Origin of the sequence: Myroides sp. C6-3, from assembly GCF_050522425.1 — a bacterium.
Classification (GTDB): Bacteria; Bacteroidota; Bacteroidia; order Flavobacteriales; family Flavobacteriaceae; genus Flavobacterium.
In genome coordinates this window covers 20,406-32,845 of sequence record NZ_JBMVQP010000037.1, presented here as the reverse complement: position 1 = coordinate 32,845, position 12,440 = coordinate 20,406, and the positions used below count along the sequence as shown (strand labels likewise).

General features: G+C 37.6%; 11 protein-coding genes. 6 read left to right on the top strand and 5 right to left on the bottom strand.

Features of this window, described 5'->3' with window-relative positions:
• Nucleotides 1-193: 193 nt before the first annotated feature.
• From ACPDG9_RS13645 to ACPDG9_RS13625, 5 genes are all read right to left on the bottom strand, one after another.
• A complete protein-coding gene (locus ACPDG9_RS13645) occupies nucleotides 194-475 on the bottom strand; it encodes a F0F1 ATP synthase subunit epsilon (RefSeq protein WP_430528274.1) in 282 nt (93 codons plus the stop codon).
• A 23-nt stretch (nucleotides 476-498) separates the two neighbouring features.
• The gene (atpD, locus tag ACPDG9_RS13640) at nucleotides 499-2,010 is read right to left on the bottom strand and encodes a F0F1 ATP synthase subunit beta (RefSeq protein ID WP_430528273.1); all 1,512 of its coding nucleotides are present in this window, start codon (nucleotides 2,008-2,010) and stop codon (nucleotides 499-501) included.
• 153 nt (nucleotides 2,011-2,163) lie between these two features.
• Nucleotides 2,164-4,008 (bottom strand): glutamine--fructose-6-phosphate transaminase (isomerizing), encoded by a 1,845-nt coding sequence (glmS, locus tag ACPDG9_RS13635; RefSeq protein ID WP_430528272.1) that lies wholly within the window; start codon nucleotides 4,006-4,008, stop codon nucleotides 2,164-2,166.
• Nucleotides 4,009-4,014: 6 nt separating this feature from the next.
• Complete coding sequence (locus ACPDG9_RS13630; protein ID WP_430528271.1) at nucleotides 4,015-5,673, bottom strand: DUF4270 domain-containing protein; 1,659 nt, start codon at nucleotides 5,671-5,673, stop codon at nucleotides 4,015-4,017.
• A 26-nt stretch (nucleotides 5,674-5,699) separates the two neighbouring features.
• Nucleotides 5,700-6,503 (bottom strand): glycogen/starch synthase, encoded by an 804-nt coding sequence (locus ACPDG9_RS13625; protein WP_430528270.1) that lies wholly within the window; start codon nucleotides 6,501-6,503, stop codon nucleotides 5,700-5,702.
• A 109-nt stretch (nucleotides 6,504-6,612) separates the two neighbouring features.
• Between ACPDG9_RS13625 and panC the strand changes: the two genes are divergently transcribed.
• From panC to ACPDG9_RS13595, 6 genes are all read left to right on the top strand, one after another.
• Nucleotides 6,613-7,461, top strand: a complete 849-nt coding sequence (gene panC, locus ACPDG9_RS13620; RefSeq protein WP_430528269.1) for a pantoate--beta-alanine ligase — start codon at nucleotides 6,613-6,615, stop codon at nucleotides 7,459-7,461.
• An 11-nt stretch (nucleotides 7,462-7,472) separates the two neighbouring features.
• Nucleotides 7,473-7,823, top strand: coding sequence for an aspartate 1-decarboxylase (gene panD, locus ACPDG9_RS13615; RefSeq protein WP_286440628.1), 351 nt, complete (start codon nucleotides 7,473-7,475; stop codon nucleotides 7,821-7,823).
• A 9-nt stretch (nucleotides 7,824-7,832) separates the two neighbouring features.
• Nucleotides 7,833-8,798 carry a lysylphosphatidylglycerol synthase transmembrane domain-containing protein gene (locus ACPDG9_RS13610; RefSeq protein WP_430528268.1) on the top strand — a complete coding sequence of 322 codons (966 nt, stop codon included), beginning with the start codon at nucleotides 7,833-7,835 and terminating at the stop codon, nucleotides 8,796-8,798.
• A gap of 330 nt (nucleotides 8,799-9,128) precedes the next feature.
• Nucleotides 9,129-9,266 (top strand): hypothetical protein, encoded by a 138-nt coding sequence (locus tag ACPDG9_RS13605; protein ID WP_430528267.1) that lies wholly within the window; start codon nucleotides 9,129-9,131, stop codon nucleotides 9,264-9,266.
• Nucleotides 9,267-9,384: 118 nt separating this feature from the next.
• Nucleotides 9,385-10,755, top strand: a complete 1,371-nt coding sequence (radA, locus tag ACPDG9_RS13600) for a DNA repair protein RadA (protein ID WP_430528266.1) — start codon at nucleotides 9,385-9,387, stop codon at nucleotides 10,753-10,755.
• Between the two features lie 18 nt (nucleotides 10,756-10,773).
• Nucleotides 10,774-12,426: a DUF4139 domain-containing protein gene (locus tag ACPDG9_RS13595; RefSeq protein ID WP_430528265.1), complete on the top strand. Its 1,653-nt coding sequence runs from the start codon at nucleotides 10,774-10,776 to the stop codon at nucleotides 12,424-12,426.
• The last annotated feature ends 14 nt before the right edge of the window (nucleotides 12,427-12,440 follow it).

Below are 12,440 nucleotides of genomic sequence, written 5' to 3'. Positions count from 1 at the left end.
TTAGTATTTCTTTGCTATCCATCATGATGCAAATATATTATTTTACAACTTCCTCCCCAACTTTTGCGCTTGATCCGGGAATCGATAAAGAAAAAAAAGGAGGGGAAGCACTTCTTCTTCAATGACTCCGATACTTATAGCACAAAAAAAGCCCGATTCGAAAGAATCGGGCTTTTTATATTTCATTAGCTACTTAGTTAGCTAAAATAATAATCTTGTTATCACTTAATTCAACTGTACCCATTGTAATCGGTAAGTGGTAAGTGTCGTTGCTAACTTTAACGAACTTTGAATTAAATGGCTCTTTAATAGAAATGTTATTTCCTGTAAACTTCACATTGCCTTTTGTCAATAAAGAAACAATAGCCGCGTGATTATTTAACATTTGAAACTCACCATTAACACCTGGAACCGATACAGAAGTAACTTCTCCAGCAAATAAGGTAGCTTCAGGTGATACAATTTCTAATCTCATAATAGTTGTTTTTTAAGTGATTATTAAACTTCAGCAAGCATTTTCTCTCCAGCTGCAATCACTTCTTCGATTGAACCTTTCAAGTTGAAAGCTGCTTCTGGTAAACGGTCTAATTCACCATCAATAATCATATTAAAACCTTTGATTGTATCTTTAATATCTACAAGAACTCCAGGGATACCTGTAAATTGCTCTGCAACGTGGAAAGGTTGAGATAAGAAACGTTGTACACGACGCGCTCTGTGTACGGCTAATTTATCTTCTTCAGATAACTCTTCCATACCTAAAATCGCGATGATATCTTGTAACTCTTTGTATTTCTGTAAGATTTCTTTTACTCGTTGTGCACAAGCATAGTGCTCTTTACCTAAAATTTCTGGTGATAAGATACGCGAAGTAGAATCTAATGGGTCTACTGCAGGGTAAATACCTAACTCAGCAATTTTACGAGACAATACTGTTGTAGCATCTAAGTGGGCGAAAGTTGTCGCTGGTGCCGGGTCAGTTAAGTCATCCGCAGGTACATAAACTGCTTGAACTGAAGTAATTGATCCTTTTGTAGTTGATGTAATACGCTCCTGCATTGCACCCATTTCTGTTGCTAATGTTGGTTGGTATCCTACTGCTGATGGCATACGACCTAATAAAGCGGATACCTCAGATCCTGCTTGTGTAAAACGGAAGATGTTGTCAACGAAGAAAAGTACGTCTTTTCCTTGGTCGTCTCCAGCACCATCACGGAAGAACTCAGCAATTGTTAAACCTGATAATGCAACACGTGCACGTGCTCCTGGTGGCTCATTCATCTGACCGAATAAGAAAGTACATTTAGAATCTTTCATTAATTCACGGTCAACTTTTGATAAGTCCCATCCGCCATTTTCCATTGAGTGCATAAAGTCATCTCCGTATTTAATAATACCTGACTCTAACATCTCGCGCAATAAGTCGTTTCCTTCACGTGTACGCTCTCCAACTCCTGCGAATACAGAAAGACCACCGTGACCTTTTGCGATATTGTTAATTAATTCTTGAATCAATACTGTTTTACCTACTCCAGCTCCACCGAATAATCCAATTTTCCCCCCTTTTGCATAAGGCTCAATTAAGTCAATTACTTTAATTCCAGTGAATAATACTTCCGTAGAAGTAGATAAGTCTTCGAATTTTGGTGCAGGTCTGTGGATTGGCAATCCGCTAGCTCCTGCTTTAGGTAAATTCCCAAGACCATCAATAGCGTCTCCAACAACATTAAACAATCTACCAAACACCTCTTTTCCGATTGGAACTTGGATAGGAGATCCTGTAGCAGCTACGTCGTAACCTCTACTTAATCCGTCTGTTGAGTCCATTGAAATTGTACGAACTGTATTCTCTCCAATGTGTGATTGTACTTCAAGTACTAATTTAGAACCATCTGGTTTAGTGATTTCTAATGAATCATAAATTTTTGGAAGTTCGGCGTGCTCAGTGTTGAAGACTACGTCAACTACTGGTCCGATAACTTGCGCAACTTTTCCTGTAACTTTAGACATTGCTTATGTATTTATTTAACAGCTATTTACGTTTAATGAAAAAAACTACTTTTTCAGAGTGCAAAGATAGTTTTTTTCTCTTAATATGAAAATGATTAAAAATTTATTTATATATAAAAAAATGCGAGCCCTAATTGGGGTCGCATTTTGTGTTTATTCAACCGTTACCGACTTCGCTAAATTACGAGGCTGGTCTACGTTACAATTTCTTAAAACCGCAATGTGATAAGACAATAATTGTAGTGGAATTGTGGTCAAAATTGGCGTTAATGCCTCAGAAATACCTGGCACTTCAATTACGTGATCCGCTAATTCTCTTACTTGTTTGTCTCCTTTTGTAACAACTGCAATGATTTTTCCGCTTCGTGCTTTAATCTCTTGGATGTTACTTACCACTTTGTCGTAGTGCATTTGATCCGGTGCAATGACAATAACAGGCATGTGTTCGTCAATTAAGGCAATTGGTCCGTGTTTCATCTCTGCAGCAGGATAGCCTTCGGCATGGATATACGATATTTCTTTTAGTTTTAAAGCACCTTCTAAAGCAACTGGGTAGTTATATCCTCGTCCTAGGTATAGACAGTTTGTAGCGTCTTTATATACTTCGGCAATCTTTAAAACTTCTTCGTTTTGTACTAAAGCTTCTTTTACGCGTTCCGGAATTAATTCTAGTTCGTGTAAGTATTTTAAATACTCCGAATTGGATAGAGAGCCTTTGGACTTAGCTAAGCGCAAGGCAATTAACGTGAGTACTGTAATTTGCGTAGTAAACGCTTTTGTTGAAGCAACTCCGATTTCTGGACCAGCGTGTGTATAAGCACCTGCATGTGTTTCTCTTGAAATAGAAGAGCCTACAACATTGCAAACACCAAAGACAAAAGCACCTTTCGTTTTTGCTAATTTAATTGCAGCTAACGTATCTGCTGTTTCTCCAGATTGAGAGATGGCGATAATCACGTCATCGCTATTGATGATCGGATTTCTATATCTAAACTCAGAGGCGTATTCTACTTCAACGGGTATTCTTGCAAATTCTTCGATGATGTATTCCGCTACTAAAGCAGCGTGCCAAGATGTTCCACATGCAGCGATAATGATTCGTTTTGCATTGAGGAATTTATCAAGATTATCTTCGATACCTGCCATTTTGATCAACCCTTGATCTGCCAATAAACGACCTCTAAATGTATCGCGAATTACGTCTGGTTGTTCGTAAATCTCTTTTAACATGAAGTGATCGTATCCGTTTTTCTCAATTTGCTCCAAGTTTAATTGCAACTCTTGCGCATAGTGATTAACCAAAGAATCATCTTTAATCTTGCGGATAGTTAAAGGTTTGTGTAAGCGTATAATGGCCATTTCTTCATCTTCTAAATAAATGGCGTTATTGGTGTATTCGATAAAAGGAGAGGCGTCAGAAGTAATAAAATACTCATTTTCACCAATTCCAATAGCTAACGGGCTACCTAAACGTGCGGCTACAATCTCATTGGGTTTTTTGATGTCCATTACGGCAATTGCATAAGCTCCAACGACTTGGTTTAGGGCAATTTGCACTGCTTTTCCTAATTTTACCTTTTGCGTTTTTTGTACGTCTTCGATTAGGTTGATTAATACTTCTGTATCTGTTTCTGATTTGAAAGTATAACCGCGTTTAATTAATTCTTGTTTTAGCGAATCATAGTTTTCAATGATTCCATTGTGTATAATGACTAATTCACCTGAATTTGAAAAATGAGGGTGAGAGTTTACGTCATTTGGTACGCCATGAGTAGCCCAACGAGTGTGCCCAATTCCTATCGTACCTTTTTTGATTGCTGCTGTAGCTTTCGCTTCCAAATCAGCAACTTTTCCTTTCGTTTTGCAAAGATTGATCGTTTCACCATCAAATACGGCTAAACCTGCACTGTCATACCCACGGTATTCTAAGCGTGTTAATCCTTTGATGATTACCGGATATGCATCTCTATGACCTATGTATCCAACGATTCCACACATAAATAATTAATTTTTAGTTTTAGTATAAAATATTTGTAGTGTCATTTTTTTGCTAGAGGTAGTATTTGTTCCGTAAATTACTGTACCCAAAGGCTGCATAGCCGATAAAGAAGGTACATAAGTTACGTTTTCAGGTGTGTTTTCAATTTCTGTTTTCAACTTACTGTTGATGCCTTTAGCCACCGTGTTCGTAAGGGCTTCGTTGTAGTTGAATGTCGCAGCGATGGCTAGCTTAGGGCTTTTTAGCTCCTTGCTTTTTAGAATCGAGCGAATGTATTCTGTTAGTCTGAATTTGTACGTATTTCCTTTTATTTTTAACTCCTCATTGGTTGCCTGGTAAATACCCCCAAATAGCAATTTGCTGTATGAAGCATTCGCTGAGTTGTCATTTATAAAATCGGAAATAGGTGTTCCGTTGTCGTAATTATATAGATATAAGCGCTCAGGAATCTGATTTTTGGTCATTGCTGTTTCGTCAAGGTGCACCGTTAAGATCGCGTCGTTGATCAAGACGTTCATCTCTTTCAGCTTTTTGAGCTCTTCGAAATCGTTTTTGTTGAATAAGTCAATAACTGCTACATTTCCTTCACCGCCTTTTACGTACAACATTGCATCTCCTTCTTTTTTGTTTCCTAAAGTCGTGTGCTTATTCCCTTCTGTCGTGTTTAAACTAATATTGAGGTTATCTCCATAAGCCGTGGTGTTATCAGCATCCGCTGCTTTAGAAAATGGAAGGGTAGCCGTAAGATGTTGTTTCTTCTTAATGGTTTGTCCTTCATCATTTACTTCTTCAACCTCTTGGTGGTATTTAAGTACTAATTTACCTTGTCCAATATTCAATAGACCCAAGGCACCTGTACTAGAATTGCCAGAAGCTTTGAAGTATAATCCTCTAAAAAAGTTTTTAAATTGCGATTGATCGTTTAGGTTATAGGTGGTAGTAGCAAATTTTTGAAAATGCTCTTTGTTTAAATCTAGCCATACCCCAGGAGCTAATCTTTCTTTTTCAACGGGTTTTCCAGTGGTTTCATCTTTTACGAGTTGACCTTTATCATCGTATTTGTATAGAATGATGTTTTGTTTGGTAAACTCAAACGATTTATTCTGTTTAACGTTTGGAGAGTCGTTAAGTAATTTTGGATTCTTGTATTGCTCGTATTGAGCAGATGCATCCGAAAAATAGTCTAGCGTCTTTCCTGTACCTGGATTGACATCTTGTAAGAAGTATCCATTTTCATACACCTCTAGATTGAAGGTGCCATCTCCCGTAACGTTTAATAATTTATACAAGGTAACTTCGTCTTGTACTTTGTCGTATTGTGAGTAGTACGGTATGTATACATAAACAGAATCGATCACCGCGGTTGGTTTCATCATGGTAAACGTTGAAGAAGAAGACAGTACTTGTGTTACAAAGCTGCTATTTGCTCTTCCAAATTCGCCATTATCAAGTGAACCAAAGGGCATATTGGCTAAGTTTCGGGTTGCCAAAACGCCGTAAGGTTGGGTGTAGGCTGTAAGATCACTTACTTGATACGTGTCAATGTTTAAATCGTTATCTCCAATAATTTCTCCTCCAATTTCAGTAAAATCTTTGTCACATGATTGTAAACTAGCCACGCCAGCTAGGATTGCTAATGTTTTTATGATGCCTTTGTAATTCATCTACTAAATCGATATATGCGTTAGTATTATAAAAATTGATTGTAAAAAGTAGTATATGCCTCAGCAAATTCTTCTTTAGTAGCGTAAGGTAAGAAAGGTTTATTAGAAGATTCTATATATTTTGTTAAATCTGTTGGAATGTTCTCAGACGCTAAGATCACTCCATCTGAATTCTTAACTGCATTAACCATTATGTTGTGATAAGTGGCTTTTTCAAAATCTGCAACATCCTCTTTTGGAAGGTTGTCAAAAGCTACTTTGGTGTGCATTGAATCACTCAAGGTTCCTTCAAAACCTTCATCAAAAATAGACGTAACGATTTTTGTGTCTGCAAAAATAGCTTCGTCTTTATAGTAATTTCTTAAATACGTAGGTAACAAAGAAGCCATCCAACCTTGAACGTGGATGATATCGGGAACCCAGTTTAATTTCTTAATTGTTTCTATTACACCTTTGGTAAAGAAAATGGCTCTCTCGTCATTATCTGGGTATAGAACACCGTCTTCGTCTGAAAACGTTGACTTTCTCTTAAAGTATTCATCATTGTCAATGAAGTAAACCTGAATCCTTTCTTTGGGAATTGAAGCCACTTTGATTATCAAAGGCATATCCATATCATTCACAACGAGATTCATCCCAGATAGGCGGATTACTTCGTGTAATTGGTGTCTTCTTTCATTGATGCTACCGTATTTCGGCATAAAAATTCTTATTTGCCCTCCCTGTTCATTAATCATTTTAGGCGCATCATAAGACATTAATGAGACTTCATTTTCTGCTAAATAGGGTACCACTTCAGATGATACGTACAATATCCTCTTATCTTTCATCTTCAAAAATAGTTTCTGTTGAAATAAATAAAACTTTGCAAATTTACGAAATTTTATGGAGTTATTTCTCGAATTAACTAATTTTGCCATTATTTAAAACACGAAGTAGATGTTTCTTTTTCATACAAAAGTCGAATTACAAGCTTATTTAGAGACTTTTCACAAGACAAACCAAACCATTGGTTTAGTCCCTACAATGGGGGCTATACACCGTGGACACCTTTCTTTGATGGAACAATCCCTACAAGAAAATGGGTGTACGGTAGTTAGTATTTTTGTCAATCCGACGCAGTTCAATAATGCAGAAGATTTGGCGAAATATCCTCGTACATTAGAGCGAGATTTGGATATTATCCGCTCATTATCAGATCAAATTGTCGTTTTTTCACCTTCAGTTGAAGAGATTTACGCCGGAGAAACGGTTGCTAAAAAGTTCGATTATGACGGGTTAGAATTTGAAATGGAAGGAGCACAGCGTCCCGGTCATTTTGATGGAGTGGGTACGATTGTTAAGAAGTTATTTGAATTAGTGGAGCCAACCAAAGCTTACTTTGGAGAGAAGGATTTTCAACAACTTCAGATCATTCGAAAATTAGTCGAAAAAGAACATTTATCCGTTACAATTGTTGGAGTTCCGATCTTTAGAGCAATAGATGGATTGGCAATGAGCTCTAGAAATGAGCGTATTTCAGACCAAGGCTTGCAACAGTCAACCTTCTTGTATCAGGTGCTGAAACAAGCAGAGGAGTTGTTTAAAACGGAATCGATTGAAAAAGTTAATCAATTTGTTGAGTCTCAATTTAAAAATAATTCTACCTTTGACCTCGAATACTTTACAATTGCCGACGAGGAGACGCTAAAAACTGCAACAATCAAAGAAGCAGGACACAAGTATAGAGGTTTTTTAGTTGCCCATATTGAAGGTGTTCGATTAATTGACAATTTATCTTTTAATTAAACTATCGCGAAATGCAAGTTGAAGTAGTAAAATCAAAAATTCATCGTGTTACCGTTACGGGAGCCGATTTACATTATATTGGAAGTATTACCATAGACGAAGCTTTATTGGAGGCTGCTAATATGATTGAAGGTGAAAAAGTTTCTATTGTAAATATCAACAATGGAGAACGTTTTGAAACTTATGCGATTCCAGGTCCACGAAACAGTGGTGAAATTACACTAAATGGACCAGCAGCACGTAAGGTGCACAAAGGGGATATCGTTATCATTATTTCGTATGGAATAATGGATTTTGAAGAAGCGAAGTCATTTAGACCTTCTATTGTTTTTCCTAACGAAGAGAACAATAGCTTAACTTAATTCAATAGATTGAAGAAGACCGTTAATAAATTAATATCCATCATACTCCCACTTGCGTTGGGAGTTTTTTTAGTTTATTACGCTTTTGCTAAATTTACACCCGAACAGATTGAGGAGATGATGTTGCACTTTAAGGGTGCAGATTATAACTATGTTATCATCGCTTCAATCTTTTCTATTATCAGTCTTTGGGCTCGTGCCTATCGCTGGAAATACGCCCTAAATTACATGGGATATCCCGCTTCTACCTGGACCAATTTTATGGCCATCAATATCGGTTACCTCATGAATTTAACGGTTCCTAGATCAGGGGAAGTCTCTCGTGCGCTAGTCTTACAAAAATATCAGCAGATTCCCTTTGACAAGAGTTTTGGCAGTATTGTTTCAGAACGCGTGATCGACTTAGTTTGTCTATTACTATGCGTTTTTACAGCGCTTATTCTGCAGTATGACGTGTTAAAGGATTTCTTGTTGCGCTATGTCCCTGTAGAACAATTAGCTTGGTTGGGGCTTTTTGCCTTGATCGGTTTGATCGGTCTAATCTTGATCTTTCTCTATGTTACATGGAAGCCAATCGCTTTTGTGAAACGCAAATTAAAAGGCTTGGTAGAAGGAGTCAATAGTATTTTTAAAATGCCTACGAAGCTCGAATTTTTGAGCTATACCCTTGTCATTTGGATCGGATACATCGCTACTTTTTATTTTGGAACACTGGCTTTAACTGAAACAAGTACGCTGACTTTTCCGATGATTATGTCGGCCTTTGTAGCAGGAAGTTTTGCCGTATCCTTTACCAATGGTGGCTTTGGTGCCTTTCCTCTTATTTTAGCAGAAATACTGCTCTTATATCAAGTTTCTTCTGTTGCAGGAACCGCCTTTGGCTGGATTCTGTGGACTACGCAAACGGCTATTGTTGTCGTTTTAGGCGCGTTGTCCTTTTTGTTATTGCCTATCTATCACTCGAGAAGAAGGTAAGATTACAGCATTCCTAGTCCTTCCTAGTTCGCATTTACTCTTTGCTTTACTTTCAAGGTACTATGTCCCAATTTATAACTTGCCGAAAAGCAAAAGCACATTTCCAGTCCCAACCTCAAGAGATCTTATCCGAACAAGAATAAGGTGGTTCAGACTTTCTATTTGTCAAAACAGATGGAAAATCGATAAAAATATTTTTGAAAGAATTAGGGCTTATTGAGGGGGGAAAGATTACTTGTGTTTACATTTAAAGAACCCATGGCTTATTATTCTCGACACGCTTTGCAAAATTGGTAAAGAAATTGCCAACTGCGTATTTTATGAGGGTACATGGATAGATCTTATGTGGTTCGCTTGGATCAAATCGATACGATTGAGCGTAACCGATTATTTATCGGCAAGCGGATTATTCCCGTAGGGAAAACTTATATAGAACAATTTCGAGGTTGGATCAAGTCATATCAATAGTTGAAAATAAAATTAAATTTATTTTATCAGAGAGGTATTTCTACTTCTATCAATAGAACGCTATATTTTGCGCTTTTAGTTGTAAATTTGAAGTTTAGAACTAAAAGTATAGGCAAGCATGGCAAAAGTAAAAACGGCGTTTTTCTGTCAAAGTTGTGGCGCTCAAACTCCTAAATGGATGGGGCAATGTCCGACGTGTAAGGAATGGAATACCTTGGTAGAGGAAGTGATTCAGAAAGAGGAGAAAACGGCATGGAAGGCGGTTAGTGCCAATGCGTCTACTTCTAAGCGCGTGGCGAAGCCATTGAAAGTAAAGGAGATTGACAGTGCAGAAGAAATCCGAATGAATACGTTGGATGGGGAGTTAAACCGTGTTTTAGGAGGCGGTTTAGTGCCTGGATCTATGGTTTTACTAGGTGGAGAACCAGGGATCGGAAAAAGTACGTTGTTGTTGCAAATATCATTGCGCTTACCTTTTAAAGTGTTATATGTTTCCGGAGAAGAAAGTCAGAAGCAAATCAAAATGCGTGCAGAACGCATCAATCCCAATAATGAGAATTGTTATATCCTAACGGAAACCAATACCCAAAATATCTTTCGTCAGATTGAAGAAATTCAACCCGATGTGTTGATAATTGACTCTATTCAAACCCTACACACGGATTATATTGAATCTTCTGCTGGTACGGTTTCACAGATTAAAGAGTGTACGGCAGAGTTGACCAAATTTGCCAAAGAAACGGGAACACCTGTATTAATTATCGGACACATTACCAAAGATGGAAGCATAGCTGGTCCGAAAATGTTGGAGCATATGGTCGATACGGTTTTACAATTTGAAGGGGATCGCAATCACGTGTACCGTATTTTGCGCGCCAATAAAAACCGCTTTGGTTCTACCGCAGAATTGGGCATTTACGAAATGCAAGGCAGTGGCTTGCGCGAAGTTTCTAATCCGTCTGAGATTCTTATTTCTCATAAAGATGAAGAATTGTCTGGAACCGCTATTGCTGCCACATTAGAGGGAATGCGTCCGCTGATGGTGGAAGTGCAATCACTGGTGAGTACTGCTGTCTATGGAACCCCTCAGCGTAGTGCAACAGGATATAATCTGAAGCGACTCAATATGTTGTTGGCGGTATTAGAGAAAAGAGCAGGATTCCGTTTAGGGCAAAAAGACGTCTTTTTAAATATTACGGGGGGAATTACCGTGGATGATCCTGCCATTGACTTAGGAGTTGTAGCGGCAATCTTATCTTCTGATCAAGATATCTCCATTCAAAAAGGGGTAACTTTTGCCGGTGAAGTAGGACTTTCAGGAGAGATTCGACCGATTAATCGCGTGGATCAACGCATTCAGGAAGCAGAGAAATTGGGCTTTTCTGAGATTCTCGTATCCAAATACAACAAGATCTCCTACACAGGAACGGGAATAAAGGTTATTTTAGTAACGAAGATAGAGGATGTTGTCGAACATCTCTTTGGATAAAAATTGAAAAAAAGAAGCATGAAAAAAGGAATAATGTTAATGATGGCATTAAGTGCTGTCGCAGTATGGGCGCAAAAACCCGTTTATACTAAGGCGAATTTAGAAAGTGCTCGCGTATATTACGATGGAGCTGAATTAACCCAAAACACACAAGTAGTTTTACCCAAAGGATTGTCTGAAGTGGTAATCACCAATGTATCGGATCAGTTGATGGAAAACACCATTAAAGTTGGTTCTATCAACGATGTAACCGTAATGTCGGTGCAGTTTTCCAATGCGTATATCGAAGAATATGACAATGTGAATAACTCACCCTTGATGAAACCCTTACGCGATAGTATTGCTACGATGGAACAGAAATTAAGCAGTATTACCAATGCAATCAATGCCGATCAAAAGGCTATTGAATTTATGGATAGCTATAGTTTTGATGACAAATCGATGGGTAGTAATTTTACAGATGTGTCAAAATGGGTAGAGTATTATGGGAAAAAAAGACATGAATTATCTAATTCCATTTTTATAAAAACAAAGGAAAAGGAAAAAATAGAAGCCAAGTGGAATGATTTAAAATCTCAGTTGACAATTGGAGGTGATAAATCAGAACGTACCAGTCGAGGTAAGTTAATTGTACAAGTGATGAACGCAAAAGAAGGGAATATTCCCTTCCGAATTAATTATGCGACCAATCGCGCTCAATGGACGCCTTCCTATGACTTGCGTATTGATAAAATAAACACACCAATTAAAATGATGTACAAAGCGCAAGTGGTTCAAACGTCTGGTATTGATTGGCGCAATGTGAGATTGAGTTTGACTTCAGGGAAATTGAATCAAAACTATACCCTTCCAACTTGGAGTACCTGGTTCGTTCAATATGAAGCTCCTCTTGTTAATACAGGAAATTACAGCAGTTATGAATCATCGTTATCAGAAGTTTCTCGAATGGTAGAGGGTAAAGCAGCTGGGATTAATGTCAGAACTAGACGATCAAATAAAGAAGTTTCTTATGAAGATCGTCAAACCGTAGCTGAATACACTACTATAAGTGAAAGTGAATTGAATGTAACCTTTGATATTGCAATCCCGTATTCAATTTTGAGCAATGGAAAACGCCACAGTGTGGATTTGAATACGTTTGATATCTCTGGGGAGTACAAGTTCTATGCAGCACCAAAATTGGATGCTAATGCCTATTTAGTAGCGGAGATTAAAGAGTATAGTAAACACAATTTATTATCTGGTCAAGCCAATGTGATTTACGACGGAATGAATATCGGACAAACCTATTTATCTACAGAAAATACAGAAGAGAAATTGCGTTTGAACATTGGTAAAGATCCTAATATTTCAATTAGTCGCACGTTGATCTCAGATAAATCAGGAACGAAAACACTATCCTCTAAAAAGGAGCAGACTTTTACCTACGAGATTAGCATCAAAAACAACAAAAAAGAAACAGTAGATGTACAAGTGGAAGATCAATATCCGGTGAGTACAGACAATTCGATTGAAGTTATATTAAACGAAGTTTCTAAAGGAACAACAGAAGCAGAGAAGGGATTAATCACTTGGAATGTCTCTTTACAGCCAAATGAGGTGAAAAAGATACGCGTAAGCTATACCTTGAAGTACAGCAAAGACAAAAATATAGAGAATATCCATTATTAAGTATAAACGAAAAG